General features: G+C 73.2%; 13 protein-coding genes and 1 pseudogene. 5 read left to right on the top strand and 9 right to left on the bottom strand.

Going from position 1 to position 15815, the window contains the following annotated elements:
• Positions 1-30: 30 nt before the first annotated feature.
• Positions 31-246 (top strand): DUF6199 family natural product biosynthesis protein, encoded by a 216-nt coding sequence (locus ACWCV3_RS02770; RefSeq protein ID WP_451217361.1) that lies wholly within the window; start codon positions 31-33, stop codon positions 244-246.
• Positions 247-394: 148 nt separating this feature from the next.
• Here ACWCV3_RS02770 and ACWCV3_RS02775 read toward each other — a convergent pair.
• A pseudogene (locus ACWCV3_RS02775) lies at positions 395-727 on the bottom strand (hypothetical protein); the annotation flags it as partial.
• A 218-nt stretch (positions 728-945) separates the two neighbouring features.
• Here ACWCV3_RS02775 and ettA point away from each other — a divergent pair.
• From ettA to ACWCV3_RS02790, 3 genes are read left to right on the top strand one after another with little or no spacing between them, the layout of a single operon-like run.
• A complete protein-coding gene (gene ettA / locus ACWCV3_RS02780) occupies positions 946-2610 on the top strand; it encodes an energy-dependent translational throttle protein EttA (protein ID WP_451217364.1) in 1665 nt (554 codons plus the stop codon).
• A gap of 7 nt (positions 2611-2617) precedes the next feature.
• Positions 2618-3034, top strand: a complete 417-nt coding sequence (locus ACWCV3_RS02785) for an acyl-CoA thioesterase (protein ID WP_031182327.1) — start codon at positions 2618-2620, stop codon at positions 3032-3034.
• Positions 3031-3714 (top strand): hypothetical protein, encoded by a 684-nt coding sequence (locus ACWCV3_RS02790; protein ID WP_451217368.1) that lies wholly within the window; start codon positions 3031-3033, stop codon positions 3712-3714. Before ACWCV3_RS02785 ends, ACWCV3_RS02790 begins: the two co-directional genes overlap by 4 nt.
• 63 nt (positions 3715-3777) lie before the next feature.
• On the opposite strand, the gene ACWCV3_RS02795 is transcribed toward ACWCV3_RS02790, so the two are convergent.
• On the bottom strand, positions 3778-4182 hold the full coding sequence (locus ACWCV3_RS02795; RefSeq protein ID WP_451217371.1) for a globin: 405 nt from the start codon (positions 4180-4182) through the stop codon (positions 3778-3780).
• Positions 4183-4277: 95 nt separating this feature from the next.
• Here ACWCV3_RS02795 and ACWCV3_RS02800 point away from each other — a divergent pair, with 95 nt between their 5' ends.
• Positions 4278-5255: a methyltransferase domain-containing protein gene (locus ACWCV3_RS02800; protein WP_451217374.1), complete on the top strand. Its 978-nt coding sequence runs from the start codon at positions 4278-4280 to the stop codon at positions 5253-5255.
• Positions 5256-5264: 9 nt separating this feature from the next.
• Here the strand turns inward: ACWCV3_RS02800 and ACWCV3_RS02805 are convergent, their stop codons facing one another.
• The 7 genes from ACWCV3_RS02805 to ACWCV3_RS02835 form a co-directional block, all read right to left on the bottom strand.
• Positions 5265-6677 carry an FHA domain-containing protein gene (locus tag ACWCV3_RS02805; RefSeq protein ID WP_451217377.1) on the bottom strand — a complete coding sequence of 471 codons (1413 nt, stop codon included), beginning with the start codon at positions 6675-6677 and terminating at the stop codon, positions 5265-5267.
• Between the two features lie 57 nt (positions 6678-6734).
• A complete protein-coding gene (locus tag ACWCV3_RS02810) occupies positions 6735-8048 on the bottom strand; it encodes a VWA domain-containing protein (protein ID WP_451217380.1) in 1314 nt (437 codons plus the stop codon).
• 157 nt (positions 8049-8205) lie between these two features.
• Complete coding sequence (locus ACWCV3_RS02815; RefSeq protein WP_451217383.1) at positions 8206-9498, bottom strand: PP2C family serine/threonine-protein phosphatase; 1293 nt, start codon at positions 9496-9498, stop codon at positions 8206-8208.
• A gap of 2 nt (positions 9499-9500) precedes the next feature.
• On the bottom strand, positions 9501-11900 hold the full coding sequence (locus ACWCV3_RS02820; RefSeq protein WP_451217554.1) for a tetratricopeptide repeat protein: 2400 nt from the start codon (positions 11898-11900) through the stop codon (positions 9501-9503).
• A 53-nt stretch (positions 11901-11953) separates the two neighbouring features.
• Positions 11954-13255 (bottom strand): hypothetical protein, encoded by a 1302-nt coding sequence (locus ACWCV3_RS02825; RefSeq protein WP_451217386.1) that lies wholly within the window; start codon positions 13253-13255, stop codon positions 11954-11956.
• Positions 13256-13304: 49 nt separating this feature from the next.
• The gene (locus tag ACWCV3_RS02830; RefSeq protein WP_451217557.1) at positions 13305-14339 is read right to left on the bottom strand and encodes a glutamate ABC transporter substrate-binding protein; all 1035 of its coding nucleotides are present in this window, start codon (positions 14337-14339) and stop codon (positions 13305-13307) included.
• A 14-nt stretch (positions 14340-14353) separates the two neighbouring features.
• A complete protein-coding gene (locus ACWCV3_RS02835) occupies positions 14354-15760 on the bottom strand; it encodes a hypothetical protein (protein ID WP_451217389.1) in 1407 nt (468 codons plus the stop codon).
• Between the last annotated feature and the right edge of the window lie 55 nt (positions 15761-15815).

The raw sequence follows: 15815 nt of genomic DNA on the forward strand, positions 1-15815 counted from the left end.
GTTATGAGCGCACAGGGTGGGGAGAGGCTGATGATCGTCGTACTGCTGTGTGTCTTCGTGGTTGTTGGCCTGATTCAGGTGATCAGGCCGCAGTTGCTGTGGAGGGCGAACCGGCCACTCCAGCGGCCCTTCGTGAAGGACTACGACGCCACTGAGCCCACGAGGGCGGGGTACGCCATGGCACGGGTCGTCGGAGGGGTCTTTCTGATTGTCGCTGTCTGGATGCTCGTTCAGCAGATCTCCTGACCGCTCTACGCCTGGGCAGACTCCGACCCCGGCCAAGGCCGAGCGTCGAACTCAGCCGGGGTCGGTCCCCGGCTCGGGGACAGCCGGCGCTGGGCCGTCCGTGGGCCGTCCGAAAGTGGCCGACGACGACCGATGACGACAGCCCACGACGGCCCTTCCCCTGCAGGCCGCGCGGGCTGTCGTCGGCGCACGTGTCCGGCCACTCCACGACGGGCAGTCTGGGCAGTCCAAGGCGTGGGGCGACGGCCTCGTTTGCATCCTCCATCCAGGTCGACGCCCACACGAGGCGGCAGTCAAGCGCCATGAGGCGCGGCCCAAGGCTGGGATCAAGCCGTCCGAGCAGTGGGTTCCCATCTTCGAGGGAAGGCCGGGAGCCGGAAGCAGGGGCCTGCAGACGACTGGGTGAGGGCCCGAACGGGATGAGTGGGCCGTCAGGAAGAGGATGGGGCGCTCCGCTGGGCCTGTCACGACCGCACGACAGTCCGGCGTGGCGGGGGAGTGGCACCCTCTGCTCTGGGCCGTGCGAGGGCGCCCGCGGCCGGCCAACGGCGACCGGCGCTGACGGACGAGCCATCGCTGCAGTCAGTGAAACCCCAGGTCAGAGGCGCCCGGCTTCACGCGTTTCCGCCCAGGGGTGGCCGTACGGCAAGATGGGGTGTATCTGCCCACTGCCAGATTTCAAGCGTCGGACGGTTTCTCTTGGCTGAGTTCATTTACACCATGCGCAAGGCGCGCAAAGCGCACGGCGACAAGGTGATCCTCGACGACGTCACCCTGAACTTCCTGCCGGGGGCGAAGATCGGCGTCGTCGGTCCGAACGGTGCCGGTAAGTCGACCGTGCTGCAGATCATGGCGGGGCTGCAGCAGCCCTCCAACGGTGACGCCTTCATCTCCCCCGGTTACAGCGTCGGCATCCTGCTCCAGGAGCCCCCGCTGAACGAGGAGAAGACGGTCCTGGAGAACGTCCAGGAGGGCGTCGCCGAGATCAAGGGCAAGCTCGACCGCTTCAACGAGATCGCCGAGCTGATGGCGACCGACTACTCCGACGCGCTGCTCGACGAGATGGGCAAGCTCCAGGAGGAACTGGACCACGCCAACGCCTGGGACCTCGACGCCCAGCTCGAGCAGGCCATGGACGCGCTGGGCTGCCCGCCCGGCGACTGGCCCGTCACCAACCTCTCCGGTGGCGAGAAGCGCCGCGTCGCGCTCTGCAAGCTGCTCCTGGAGCAGCCCGACCTGCTGCTCCTCGACGAGCCCACCAACCACCTCGACGCCGAGTCGGTGAACTGGCTGGAGCAGCACCTCGCCAAGTACCCGGGCACCGTCGTGGCCATCACCCACGACCGGTACTTCCTGGACAACGTCGCGGAGTGGATCCTCGAGCTCGACCGCGGCCGCGCCTACCCCTACGAGGGCAACTACTCCACCTACCTGGAGACCAAGCAGACCCGTCTGAAGGTCGAGGGCCAGAAGGACGCCAAGCGCGCCAAGCGGCTCAAGGAAGAGCTGGAGTGGGTGCGGTCCAACGCCAAGGGCCGCCAGGCCAAGTCCAAGGCCCGCCTCGCCCGTTACGAGGAGATGGCGGCCGAGGCCGACAAGATGCGGAAGCTGGACTTCGAGGAGATCCAGATCCCGCCGGGCCCGCGTCTGGGCAACATCGTGGTCGAGGTCGACAGCCTCAACAAGGCGTTCGGTGAGAAGATCCTCGTCGACGACCTCAGCTTCACCCTGCCGCGCAACGGCATCGTGGGCGTCATCGGCCCGAACGGCGCCGGCAAGACCACGCTGTTCAAGATGATCCAGGGCCTGGAGACGCCGGACTCCGGCGCGATCAAGGTCGGCGACACGGTCAAGATCTCCTACGTCGACCAGAGCCGCGAGAACATCGACCCCAAGAAGACGCTGTGGGAGGTCGTGTCCGACGGGCTCGACTACATCAACGTCGGCCAGGTCGAGATGCCGAGCCGCGCGTACGTGTCGGCCTTCGGCTTCAAGGGCCCGGACCAGCAGAAGCCCGCGGGCGTGCTGTCCGGCGGTGAGCGCAACCGCCTCAACCTGGCGCTCACCCTCAAGCAGGGCGGCAACCTGCTGCTCCTCGACGAGCCCACCAACGACCTCGACGTCGAGACCCTCTCCAGCCTGGAGAACGCGCTGCTGGACTTCCCCGGCTGCGCCGTGGTCGTCTCCCACGACCGCTGGTTCCTGGACCGGGTCGCCACCCACATCCTCGCCTACGAGGGTGACTCCAAGTGGTTCTGGTTCGAGGGCAACTTCGAGTCCTACGAGAAGAACAAGATCGAGCGGCTCGGCGCCGACGCCGCGCGTCCGCACCGTGCCACCTACAAGAAGCTGACCCGGGGCTGATCGCACCTTGCGCCACATCTACCGCTGCCCCCTGCGCTGGGCGGACATGGACGCGTACGGCCACGTCAACAACGTGGTGTTCCTCCGCTACCTGGAGGAAGCCCGTATCGACTTCCTGTTCCGCCCGGACAAGGACTTCCAGCAGGGGTCGGTCGTGGCGCGCCACGAGATCGACTACAAGCGGCAGCTCGTCCACCGGCACCACCCGGTGGACGTCGAGCTGTGGATCACCGAGATCCGGGCCGCGTCCTTCACCATCACCTACGAGGTGAAGGACGCGGACACCGTGTACGTGCGGGCCTCCACCGTCGTCGTCCCCTTCGACTTCGAGGCCCAGCGGCCGCGCCGGATCACCGCGGAGGAGCGGGAGTTCCTCCAGGAGTACCGGGACGAGCCCGCCGAGGAGAAGGCCGTCGCGGCATGACGGTGCTCCACCTCGCCGACGAGACGGAGGCGGCCGACCTCGCCGCCTTCCTCACCCGGCTGCTCCGCTACGACCGCGCGGCCGCGGTACGCCTCCAGGCGGCCGGGACCGCGCTCGCCGTGTTCGGACGCCCGCCTTCCTTCGAGGTGCTCGCCGTCCGCGCGGCAGGCCTCGCCAAGCCGTACGAGGACGGGCTGGACGCCGTCCTCGACGTGACCGTCTCCGCGGGTGAACTGCTGGAGTCGGTGGACGAACGGGCGGCCACCGCCGCCGTGCCCGCCGCCGTCACCGGGCCCCCGTGGGCCGGGATGCTGCCGCCACGCGGTGGCTGGCGGGCCGAGCCGGGGCTGCCGGGCCCTGTGGTGCTGCACCGGACCGTGGCCCAGTCGGTCGCCGAATTCCGTTCGCGCACCGAGGAGTTGGCGCCCGGGCAGCGCACCCGTGCCGAACTGGACCGGATCGGACGGGAGATCTGGTCCCGCGAGGTCGGCCCGACCCGGCTGCCGGTGCGGGCCGTGCACGCGGCGCACTCGCTGGGCTTCCTCCGGCCCCCCGACCCCGACAGCGCGGAGGAGACGGGCCTGTTCTCCTCCGGGGCGTGGCTCCGGCTGCGCACCCCCTACGGGTCGGTCGCCGTCCGCCGGGCCGGACTCGGCGCGCTCGGCGTCACCGTACGCTGACCACCCTGTCCACGGAGCCCTGTCCACAGAGCCCCCGCGGAAAGCCCGTTCGCGAAGGCCCGGTCACTCCGCCGTGTTCACCATCGACGCCGCCGCGTACGTCAGGTAGTTCCACAGCGTCCGCTCGTGCTCCTCGGAGAGCCCCAGCTCGTCCACCGCGTCCCGCATGTGCTTCAGCCAGGCGTCGTGCGCGGCCCGGTCCACGGCGAACGGGGCGTGCCGCATCCGCAGCCGGGGGTGGCCGCGCTCCTGGCTGTACGTGGTGGGTCCGCCCCAGTACTGGATCAGGAACAGAGTGAGCCGCTCCTCGGCCGGCCCCAGGTCCTCCTCCGGGTACATGGGCTTCAGCAGCGGGTCCTCGGCCACGCCCTCGTAGAAGCGGTGCACCAGCCGGCGGAAGGTCTCCTCCCCGCCGACCTGCTCGTAGAAGGTCTGCTCCTGAAGCGTGCCACGTCGGATCTCGTTCACCCGTCCATGGTCTCAGACCGGGGGGCCCGGAACTCAAGCCCCGGGACCGGCCGCGGCCCGCCGCCACCGCCCCCGATCGTGCCTACTGTGGAGGTATGGGCGCCTATGACTCCGAGCTGACCCGGGTGGCCGCCGAGGCGCGGGCCGCGCTGGTCCGGCAGATCGACCGCGACGGCGCCTGGCAGGCGGACCCCGTCTGGCGGGAGTCGTTCGCCGAGGTCCCCCGGCACCTGTTCGTGCCGTACTACTACGTCGGCGTCCTCGGCGGGTACGAGCGGTACGCGGCGGACGACCCCGACCCGGCCCGGCGGGAGCGCTGGGCGCGCGGCGCCTACGCCGACGCCCCGCTGGCCACCCGGCTGCACGGCGGCGAACTGGTCTCCTCCAGCAGCCAGCCCTCGCTGATGGCCCGGATGCTGGTCGCGCTGGGCGTCCGGGACGGCGACCGGGTCCTGGAGGTCGGCACCGGCACCGGCTACAACGCGGCCCTGCTCGCCCACCGCCTCGGCGACGACTCCCTGGTCACCACGGTCGACATGGAACCGGAGATCACCGAGCCCGCCCGGCGGCACCTCGCCGCGGCGGGTTACCACCCGGTGGTGGTCACCGGCGACGGCGCGCACGGGGTACCCGCGCACGCCCCCTACGACCGGATCATGGCCACCTGCATGCTGCCCACCGTGCCACGCCCCTGGACCGCCCAGTGCGCGCCCGGCGCCCGGATCATCGCCCCGCTGAACAACGGGCTGCTCGCGCTGGACGTGGCGGAGTCCGGCCGCGCCGAGGGCCGCTTCCTGCCCACCGGCGCCTACTTCGTGCCGCTGCGCGGGGAGTGCGGCGCAGCGGCCGAGCCGGTGTCCACCCGGGGACTGCCGGGGTGGGGGCGGGACCAGGAGTCGTTCCGCTTCCTGCTGGGGCTCGCCGGGGGCTCACTGGAACCCGCCCAGGCGTACGCGCTGTGGGAGAGCGCGGGCATGCCGGACCGCGAACGGTACGGCGTCACGGTCAGCGGCCCGCGCGCCTGGGCCTGGCTGGACGACCCGGAGGGCCGCCACGCCTGGCCGCTGCCGTGAAAGCGCCGGTCAGCCCCGGTGGACGGTGATCGTCGTCCAGGCGCCCACGTGCACCCGGTCGCCGTCCTGGAGCGGGACCGGCACGAACGGCTGGATCGGCTCGTCGGAGCCGTTGACCGTGGTGCCGTTCGTCGAGTTCTGGTCGACGACCGCCCAGCCGCCGTCCGGCTGCTGCACCAGCACCGCGTGCTGGTGCGAGACACCGGGGTCCTCCGGCGGCACCGACAGGTCGATGTCCGGGGTGTCGCCGGTGGAGTGCCGGCGGCGGCCGATGGTGACCTGGTTGCCGGAGAGCGTGCGCTGCTGCTCGGGGGAGTACGCGGGCAGGTTGAGCCCCGCGGCCTCGGGACCGGAGCGCTGCATCATCGCCATGAAGTAGTCGCGGTCCGGGCCGATGGTCGCGGTCCAGGTCGCGGGTCCCTGCGGGGCCTGCGGAGCCTGGGGGTAGCCCTGGTTCTGGCCGGTGCCGGGCTGCGGGAAGCCGTACCCGCTGGCGGGGGCGCCGGAGGGCTGGTTGTTCGACGGCGGCGGGGGGATCACCCAGTCGTCGTCGGCGAAGGACGGGCCGCCCGCCGGGGTGCGGCCGGGCTCCTGCGGGAAGCCGGACGGCGAGGACGGCGGGGGTGCCTGCCGGGAGGGCGCGGCGCCGAAGGCGGAGGGCTCACGCCCGAACGGCGGGGGACCGGAGGGGCCACCCTGACCGGAAGGGCCGCCGGGACCGCCGGTACCACCCGGACCACCCGGTGTGCCGGGGCCGCCTGGACGGCCGGGACCACCCGGTCCGCCGTAACCCGGCCCGTCACCGGGGCCGCCAGGCCCACCCGGACCCTGCTGACCCGGACGGCCCTGCGGGCCGGGACCCTGCTGGCCGGGCCCGCCCGGGCCCTGCCCGCCGCCGAATCCCGGCGGAGGCCCCTGGCGGCGCTCGCCGAAGGGAGACGGACCGCCCGACGTGGGCGGCGGCGGAGACGCCGGACGGCGCTCGTTGCCGAACGGCGTCGGCCCCGAGGGCTCGCTGTCGAACGCCGGTATCGGCTCGGCGGGCCGATTCACCTGCGAGGGCCGCGAACCCTGGTACTCGTATCCGTCACCGGCGCCGTCGAAGGGCCGGCTCGGCGGCTGGTAGCGGGGCTGCTGCGGCCGGGGCGGGGCCGCCGGGGTGTACGAGGTGGCGGTGTTGGTCAGGAAGTTCCACCGGCACTCCTCGCAGAAGGGCGCGCCGCCCTCGCGGGGCGTACGGCACTGCGGGCACAGCTCGGCCTGCGCGCCGGGCGAGGGACGTCCCTCGGCGCGCGGCGGCGGGAAACCGTAGCCGCCGCCGGACGGGGGCGGGGGCGGAGGCACGGCACCGGCCATGCGGTGACCGCAGACCTCGCACCAGTCGTCGGAACCCGACTGGTGTCCGTTCGGGCAGGTCGGCATGTCGGTGGTACCCCTTCTGCTGAGGTATCGGTGTCTACAGGGTCCCTGTCGCCAGGGTCACTTCTTGACGCGAACAGTCTTCGTGGACCGGGTCTCGAGTGTCATCTCGTCGGCCTCCGTGACCTTCGCCTTCAACCGCACAGTACCGGTCGGGGCGTCGACCACGTCCACCACCTTCGCAAGCAGTTTCGCAGTATCCGCGTTCCCCGACACCCCCGCCAGCTGAACGGCACGTCCCAGTTTGGCCGTTGCTCCATCCATATCGCCTGCTTTGCGTAGATCCAGTCCTTCCCGGATGGCCTGCGCCAGTTCGGCCTGGCCGGTGTAGTGGGCGACTTGGGCGTTCAGCGAGGTGGAGGCGGCCATGTCGTCGGTCCACACGGCCCGGACGAGCCCCTGGGCGCCGAGATTCCGTACCGATCCGTCCGGTCGGGCCGCCACCAGGGAGACGCGCGCGGCGAGCATCTCCTGCCCCAGTCCGGCCGCCGGGACCTCCACGCACAGGTGGTAGTCGCGGGACTCGTCGCCCCAGGAGCCGGTGGGGTAGTCCCCGGCGCGCGGGCCCGCCTCGGTGCGCCGATCGGTCAACTCCGCTACTGCGGGAGCCACTTGCTTGACGAACTTGATGCGGGTGCCGACCGGCGTCCACACCCGCAGGGCGACGTCGGCGACCTCCTTGCCCATCGTCGACTCCATGATCCGGGTGAAGTCCTCGGTGAGCCTGGCCGGATCGGCGACGATGTCGGCGGTGCCGAGCAACGCCGAGGCGATGCCTGTGACTTCTTTCACTTCCCAGTCGGTGCCCACGCCCCGCGCGTCACAGGTGAACCGCCCGGCGCACGCGTCGAGAGCGTCCTTCAGCTCCGCCGCCGACTCGTGCTCGTTGCGTCCGTCGGTCAGCAGGATGCCGTGCCGGATCGACACGTCCGCCCCCGCCAGCAGCCGGTCCGCGAGCCGCAGCCAGGTGCCGATCGCGGTGCCGCCGCCCGCGCCGAGCCTGCGCAGCGCCAGCTTGGCCTGGGCACGGGTGGTCGGGTCCGCCACCGCGAGCCGTCCGCCGCCCGGATAGACCTCGCGGGCGACGTGCGTACCGTCGACGATCCCGAAGTGCACCCCGTCGCGCAGGGTGTCGACGGCGGCGGCGGTGGCGTCGCGGGCGTTGCGCATCTTGCTGGGCGGGTAGTCCATCGAGCCCGAGCAGTCCACCATCAGCACCACGGCGGCCGGCGCCCCCGGACCGGCGGGCGCGGTGCCGCCCTCGGCCGTCACGGTCACGATGGCGTTGACCTCGCGGCCGCCCTCCGGCAGGAACTCGTTCTGGTAGACGTCCACCGAGAACCGCGGTCCACCCGGTTCGGCGAAATCGGTCATGCTGGTTCACATCCCCCTCGGACACGCCCCGCTCCCCGCGAGGCGGTGCGATCGGGCGGACCGGTCCCCTCCGTGTCCGCCCGTCCTTCCCCGTGCTGTCCGTGCTTCCCCGTGCCCGAGGCTCCCGTACGGCGCGGTCACCCGCGCGGCGAGGGCCTCAGGCCGATCCTGCCCCCTGCGGCGGCGTGGGGAACGGCACGACGGCCACTGTTACGTTGTCGTGGCCCCCGGCGTCCAGCGCGTGCCCCACCAGCACCCGCGCCGCGTGCAGCGGGCGGGCGGCCGCGTCGGCGGGCAGCACGTCGGCCATCTCCTCCGGCGCCTCGGCGTAGTTCCACAGGCCGTCGGTGCAGACCAGCACCACGCCGGACCGGTCGGGCTTGAACGACGCGGTGTGCGGCTCCAGTTCGTAGGCGTCGGCGCCGAGCCAGCCGGTGATGGCGTGGGCCCGCTCGTCGGCGTACGCCTCCGCCTCGTTCATCAGGCCGGCCGCCACCATCTGGGCCGCCCAGGAGTCGTCCTCGGTCAGCCGGGCCGGGGGCGCGGAGCGGTCGTCCGGCACCCAGTAGGCGCGGCTGTCGCCGACCCAGCCCACCACCAGCAGGCCTGCGGCGACCACCGAGGCCACGATCGTGCAGGCCGGGGCGTTCTGGTGCGGGGCGTGTTCGCGGGCACCGTCGGGCTCCCCGGCGAGCGCGTCCACGGCCTTCGCGGCCGCCACGATCGCCTCGTGCATCGCCGTCTGCGGGTGCGTACCGCGCGGCAGGGCCGCCAGCAGCACGTCGGCGGCCGCCCGCGAGGCGGCGGTGGACGCCTCGTCGGGGCGGGTCGCGGAGGAGACGCCGTCGCAGACCACGGCGAGCGCGGCGGGGGAGCCGTCGGGCAGCGCGATGTGCGCGACGGCGAAGTCGTCCTCGTTGCGGTGGTGGCGCAGGCCCCGGTCGCTGATCGCGGCCACCGGGCCCGACTCCCGCTCCATGTGGTCGCGTTCGCGGGGCTGGGCGTGCCCGCAGTTCTCGCAGTAGCCGTCGCCGTCCACCCGGCCGGCGCGGCAGGCCACGCACACCTGCGCGGGGACCTCGGCACGCGGATCGGGGGCCTGCAGCGGGTACTCCTCGGGCTCGGCCGGGCCGGCGGGCCGGTCGAAGCGCACCCCCGGCGCGGCCGGTTCGGGCGCGGGCAGCGGGGAGCCGCCGGAGTCGGTGCCGGGCACGTCGGCCGCCCGGTGGGCGCGCGGCTCGGTGCTGCCGGTGGTGGCCGGCTCGGGCTCGGGCCAGTCGACGTCGCCGTCCGGCGCGCCGGTCATGGTCAGCGTCGGCCGGTCCGCGGGCGGCGCGGGCACGGCGGACAGGTCGTATCCGCACGCGCCGCAGAAGAGGTCGCCCGGTTCGAGCGGCTCCGTGCAGCTCGGGCACTGGGGCAGTGCGGCCTGCTGGGGCATCTGTGACATGACTACACCCACGTCCGGGGGCGGTAACGGTTGGCCCGTTCCACCAGTTCGATCCTCTCCTCGCCGCCGGGCGCCAGCCGGGCCAGCGTGCGGTAGGCGCGCTCCAGACCGAGGCGGAGGCCCCGCTCGTCCAGACCGCTGCCGAGCAGCAACCGCCCGCCGGCGACCGGCCGAGCGGTGTCCTGACCCCTGGAGAGTATCCAGTCCAGGGCGCAGCCGAGGACTTCGGCCGACAACCGCTCGCGTCGCGCCGGGTCCAGCCCGTACGCGTCCAGCGCCTCGACCTGGCCCGCGGCGGCGGTCAGGTCGTCCAGGAACGGTACGTCACCGGCCGCCGCCGTGCGCTGCCGCAGCCGTGCCCGCACCGCCGCGACCCGCGCCGCCGTGTAGTGGATGGACGACGCCGGCACCGATTCCAGCGTCCGTACGGCGCCCGCCCGGTCCCCGCTCGCCAGCCGCACCCGCGCAAGGCCGAAAGCGGCGCTGACGAAGCTCGGGTCCGTCGCCCACACCAGCCCGTAGTACTCGGCGGCGTTGTCCGACTGGCCCAGCACCTCGGCGCACAGGCCGAGCGCCAGCTTGGGCGCGGCCTCGCCGGGAAAGGCGTCGTAGATCGCGTCGAAGGCGAGGGCGGCGTTCTCGAAGTCCCCGGTGACCAGCGCCGCCATCCCCCGGTACCAGACCACCCGCCAGTCGTCGGGCCGTTCCTCGTCCAGCCGGGCGAGCGACGCCAGCGCGGCCTCCCGGTCGCCGTGCTCCAGCCGGGCGCGCACCCTGCGCAGCCGGGTCTCCACGCCCTGAGCGGGTGCCGCGTCCAGCGCGCCGAGCAGCTCCTCCGGCGCGGAGGCGGCGAGGCCGGCCAGGAACCCGGCGTCCGGGTCGTTCGGGTCGACCAGCGGCACGGGCAGCGCGAGCGCGGCGGCCGCGGTGTCGACGGGTCGGACCAGCGCGGGCGGCGGCAGGGGCGGGCGGCCCGGTCCCGGCAGCGCGCGGGCGCCGAGGCGGGACACCTCACCGTCCAGCACCGGGAACAACTCGGTCTCCACGACCCGCACTTCGGGCCCGAACAGGGTCGACAGCGCGGGCCGGGCCTGTCCGGTGCTCAGCGAGACGACCTCGCGCAGCACGCCGGTGAGCTGGTCGGCCATCTCCTGCGCGGAGGCGAACCGGCGGGCCGGGTCGGGATCGGTGGCACGGACCAGGAAGCGGTAGAAGGACTCGTAACGGCGGAACACCTCGATGGTGTCCGGGTCGGGCAGCGCGTCGGCGTAGACGGTGGTGTAGCCCTGGAAGTCGAAGGTGAGGACGGCCAGGGTGCGGCCCACGGTGTACAGGTCGCTGGCCGCGGAAGGGCCGACGTCGGCGACCTCGGGGGCCTGGTAGCCGACCGTGCCGTAGATCGCCGACTCGTCGTCGTCCATGCGGCGCACGGCGCCCATGTCGATCAGCTTGAGCTCGTCCTCGGTCTGGATGGCGTTGTCGACCTTGAAGTCGCAGTACAGCAGGTTCCGGCTGTGCAGGTGGCCGAGCGCCTCCAGCGCCTCGATCCCGTAGGCGCACGCCTGCTCCACCGGCAGCGGGTCCCGCCTGCCGTCCGGTGTGCGGCGGGCGTTGGCGATCTCCTTCAGCGACTTGCCGCCGACGTACTCCATGACGATGTAGCCGTCCAGCGAGCCGGTGCGCTGGTCCAGGTGCTCGACGAAGTTGTAGATGCGGACGATGCCCGCGTGCTCGATCTCCGCCAGGAACCGGCGCTCGGAGATCGCCGCCGCCATCGCGTCCTGGTCACCGGTGTCCAGCAGGCCCTTGAGCACCACCCACCGGTCGGACACCGCGCGGTCCACCGCGAGGTAGATCCAGCCCAGCCCGCCGTGCGCGAGGCACCCCGCCACCTCGTACTGCCCGTGCACGATGTCCCCGGCACGCAGCTTGGGCACGAAGGAGTACGGGTGACCGCACTTGGTGCAGAACCCCTCGGTGCGCCCCGGCCGTTCCCCGCGCGCCCGCCCCACCGGCGCCCCGCAGTCCGAGCGGGAGCAGTACCGCTTGCGCTCGGGCACCTGGGGGTCGTCCAGCACCATCGCGCGCGGGTCGGGCCTCGGCACCTGCGGCACCACGACCAGCCCGGCACCCAGCCTGCCGCGCCCCGAGGACCCGGAGGCCGAGCCCGAGCCGCGCACCGACACCGAGCGGCCGCCGGACCTCCCCGACAGCGACCGGGAGAGCCGCCCCGACACCGAGCGCCGGGACCGGGCGGACTGCGAGGAACTGCGCGTGCCACCGCCGTTGATCCCGGTCGGCGCCGAGCCCACCGAACCCACCGGCTCCGGTGCCGGCCTCGCCCCCGGGGCGACCACGGGGGCCAGGCCGCAGGTGTCGCAGTACAGTTCGCCGCCGCCCATGTCCTCGTAGGCACCCGCGCAGCCGGGGCGCTGGCAGGCGCGCCGTTCCTCGCTCACTCCTGGTCCCCCTTGCCGTCCTCGGGCGCGTGCTGCTCCGGGACCCTCGGCGGGGCCAGCAGCTCGGCCGCCGCCTGCTGGTAGCGCAGCACCGCCTGCTCGGCCACCCGCAGATCACAGGGCGCGCTCCACAGCATCCGGCGGGCTGCGTCGTACCGCTCGATCAGCAGCCGGTCCTCGGCCAGGCCGTGCCGGGTGACCTTCGCCCGGTAGGCGTCCAGCCGGCCGCGCAGCTCGGCGCGGACCGCGAGCGGCGCGGTGACCGCCGTCAACGACTCGCGGGCGCGCAGCAGTTCGTCCTCCGCCCGCTGCTCCAGCGACTCCAGCAGCGGGGACAGGCGGTGCCAGCGGGCCCGGCGGCGGTACTCGGCGGCCGTCGCCAACTGCTCCTGGAGCACGGTCGGCGGCCCGCTCACCACCGGCACCTCGGTCGCGGCGATCTTCGCCAGCACCTCGCCGCGCGCGGTGCGTGCCTCGGCCAGGGTGCGGTCGGCGCGGGACAGCACGTCCCGCAGCCGGATCAGCCGCTCCTCGGCGTCCTGCCGGACGGTGAGCACCGCCTCGACCTCCCGGCGCACGTCCTCCAGCGCCCGCGCCTCCCGGTCGTACACCGTGGTGTCCGGCCGGCCCCCGCCGGGCGCGGACCCGCCCTCGGCCGGCACCCAGTGCGCCAGGGGATCGCGGACGACCTCCTCGCGCAGCTCGGTCAGGGTGCGGGTGATGCCCTCCAGGTCGTCCCCGGAGGGGTGTTCGCCGGGGCGGACGCCGACGGAGTGGGCCAGTCTGCGAGTTCGCTGGAGCTCGGCGGCGAGCAGGTCGATGCGGGCGGGCAGCGCCGACCACACGGCGTCGGCGGCCACCACCATGTCCAGCGAGGACGCGTACAGCTCGTTCATCCGGTCCACGAGCGCGGCCAGCGTGAAGCTTTCGCTGAGCACGGCGGACCCCGAGGCGCCGCCGGGCACGGTGACCGACTCCCCGCGCAGCAGGCCGGTCAGCTCCACCAGGTCCTCCCGGCTGGACCAGCGGCGCCGGGAGCGGATCTCGCGGGCCTCGCGCACCGCGTCGGTGTACGCGTCGAAGCAGGTCCACAGCAGGGTGATCGACGCCTCAGTGGCGGCCCAACGCTCCTTGGTCACACCGGTCAGCTCGGCGCCCTCCAGCAGGCGGCGGCCGGCGTGGTCCTGGAGCGCGAACAGCGAGGTCTCGATGGCCTCGTGCTCCTGGCCGAGCCGCGCCAGCGCACGGTCCACCTCGTCCCGGTCCATCACCGGCCCGGCGGGGTCCGTGACGCCCATCGATCACCTCTCGCTGCTGTGTGGTCCATCCGGCCCGTGCGTGCTTGCTTCAGCTCTCGCGCAGGTACTTCGGGGCGGGCGGTCTGGAGGACCGCGCGTCCTCGCCCAGTGTGGCCGAAAGCCACTTGTCGTACGACGCCTGCCAGCCGTCGGCCCGGTAGTCCACCAGCACGCGGTTGACGCGGCGTACGAGGTCGACGGCGCTCTTCTTCATCGCCACGCCGTAGTACTCCGTGGTGAACGGCTTGCCCAGCACCTTCACCGTGGGGTCCTGCGCGGCCTGGCTGGCGGCCAGCGCGCCGTCCGTGACCACCGCGTCCGCCTCACCGAGCTGGAGCCTGACCAGGCAGTCGAGCTGGTTGGGCACGGTCGCGGAGAAGTCCGTGGTGGCGGGCAGCTTCTTTCGCTCCCGGTCCGCCTTCAGCCTGCCGTAGGCGGTCGAACCGGCCGCCGTGCACACCTTCTTGCCGGCCAGCGTCCGGTCGTAGCCCTTGATGGGGGAGGTGTCGGGGACGAGGAGCTGCTGACCGGTCTTGAAGTAGGGCGCGGAGAAAGCCACTTCGCCGAGCCGGTCGCAGGTGATGGTCATCGTGCGGACCACCATGTCGACGGTGCCGTCCTGGACGGCGTGGATGCGCTGGCTGGTCGGGATCGCCTTGAACTGCACGTCGTCCGGGCTGCCGAGGATGTCCTCGGCGATACGGCGCACCAGGTCGATGTCGAAGCCCTCCAGCGCCGCGCCCTCGGTGTTGGGGTTGCGGTAGCCCCAGCGGTAGCTGTTCTGGTCGATGCCGACGATCAGCTTGCGCTCGTCGCCCTTGCGGGCCTTGATGGCGTCGATGGTCGAACCGTCCGCGCCCGACGGGGGAGGGGTGCGGTTCTGCGCCTCGGACTCCGTGCAGTCGTCCGCGCGTGCCGGGCTGCCCGTGACCAGGCTCCGGGCCGCCGTCTCCGGGCCGGCCGCCCGATGCCCCTGGGTACGGGGCAGCAGCGTCACGAAGGCCAGCGCCAGCGCGCACAGCACCGCCATCACGCCGACCCCGCCCCAGCCGCGCAGCCGGGTGCGCATCCGCGCCGCTTCCATCGCCTGGCCCCCTGTCACCGGTACTCCGAAAGCCTGCGGCCGATTCCGTACAGCGCGCCCGCCGCGCCCAGCACGCCGAGCACGGCCGCGCCCACGGGCAGCCCGGTCATGGCGTCCCGGCCGTCGGCCGCGTCCCGGTCGAACTCCGACTGCTCGTGGCCGAGGGCGCGGGTCAGGCTCCGGTCCACGCCGTCGAAGGCGGCACCGGTGGTGTCGTCGACGCCGATCACCAGGTCCAGCGCACGCGCGTAGTTGCCCTTCTCGTCCTCGCGCTGGGCGGTGTCGTGCCGGTCCTTCCAGCGCTGCGTGTCGTCGAGGGCCGTGTCGACCGGATCGCCGCCCGCGGCGTCGTCGGCGTTTCGCCGGGCCTCGGCGAGCCGGGCGTCCAGCGTGCCGATCTCCTCGTCGAAGGCGGAGTAGTACCTGTCCTGCTTGCGGCCGTTCACCTCGACGGTCTCCGCTCCGCGCGCAACCAGGCTCAGGTTCTCGTTGCCGCGCGCGTTCAGGGCGGCGATCCGGGCGTTGTTCAGGACGTTCAGCGAGCGGACGCCGTCGGTGTAGGAGCCGAGCAGTTCGGAGCGGGCCACGGTGTGGCCGACGACCAGCCAGAGCAGCACCACGACGGTCGCGGCCGAGGCGGCGACCAGGCCGTGGTTCAGGACGCGGTTGGTGCGGCGGAAGTCCCGGTACTGGGCGAGCCCCAGCGCGGCCAGCGCGAGCAGACCCAGCCCGAGCGCCGCCCACGGGTAGGGGGTGGCGTCGGCGTAGTCGGCGTCCAGCCGCTGGTTCTCCTTGGTGTACAGGTCCCGCGCGGCCGGGAGCATGTCCGCCTGCATCTTCTCGTTGGCGTACCGCAGGTAGGCCCCGCCGACCGGATAACCCTGGCGGTTGTAGACGCGGGCCCGCTCGACCAGCCCCTTGTACTCGGGCAGCAGCCGGTTCAGCTTGCGGACCGTGGCCTCGGAGGGGGAGCCGGGCTCGGTTTCCGCGGCGGCGCGGACCAGGCCGGAGGCGGCCGTGCGGATGTCGTCCTCGTACCGCTCCCGGTTCGCCGCGCTCTCCCGCGGGCCCGCCAGGAAGCCGGTGGAGGCGGCGGTGTTGGCGTCGGCCAGCGAGCGGTAGATCGCGGCCGCGCCCGAACTGAGCGGCTGGCTCCGGGTCAGCACGTCGTCGGCGGCACTGGCCCGCTCTCCGCTCTGCCAGGCGGTGACAGCGCCGAACGCGACGACCAGCAGGGCGAGTACGGCCCCGATGACCCGCAGCCGCCCCGGCTCGGTGGTCGCGGCGTCCCGCAGCCGCTCGGCCCCCTCGACGAAGGCCGTGCGCCGCACGGGAGGCAGGCCGGACGGGCCGCGCTGGGCGGGGATGGCCGGGCCGGCCTGCGGTGCGAACGCGGCTCTGCCTCGCGGCGGTTGTGTCACCTGACCTCCCCCGTGGTCATCCGTTGGCCGCCAGTATCGCCGCCTGCGCTCCCCT

The organism is Streptomyces sp. NPDC001781 (genome assembly GCF_053596035.1).

Excerpts from the sequence above, each read along its gene's own strand:
- ACWCV3_RS02805 (WP_451217377.1), bottom strand. The coding sequence starts at position 6,677 with ATGCCGACCTGCCCGAACGGACACCAGTCGGGTTCCGACGACTGGTGC.
- ACWCV3_RS02800 (WP_451217374.1), top strand. The coding sequence starts at position 4,278 with ATGGGCGCCTATGACTCCGAGCTGACCCGGGTGGCCGCCGAGGCGCGG.
- ACWCV3_RS02790 (WP_451217368.1), top strand. The coding sequence starts at position 3,031 with ATGACGGTGCTCCACCTCGCCGACGAGACGGAGGCGGCCGACCTCGCC.
- ACWCV3_RS02830 (WP_451217557.1), bottom strand. The coding sequence starts at position 14,339 with ATGGAAGCGGCGCGGATGCGCACCCGGCTGCGCGGCTGGGGCGGGGTC.
- ACWCV3_RS02825 (WP_451217386.1), bottom strand. The coding sequence starts at position 13,255 with ATGGGCGTCACGGACCCCGCCGGGCCGGTGATGGACCGGGACGAGGTG.
- ACWCV3_RS02820 (WP_451217554.1), bottom strand. The coding sequence starts at position 11,900 with ATGGGCGGCGGCGAACTGTACTGCGACACCTGCGGCCTGGCCCCCGTG.
- ACWCV3_RS02810 (WP_451217380.1), bottom strand. The coding sequence starts at position 8,048 with ATGACCGATTTCGCCGAACCGGGTGGACCGCGGTTCTCGGTGGACGTC.
- ACWCV3_RS02770 (WP_451217361.1), top strand. The coding sequence starts at position 31 with ATGATCGTCGTACTGCTGTGTGTCTTCGTGGTTGTTGGCCTGATTCAG.
- ACWCV3_RS02815 (WP_451217383.1), bottom strand. The coding sequence starts at position 9,498 with ATGTCACAGATGCCCCAGCAGGCCGCACTGCCCCAGTGCCCGAGCTGC.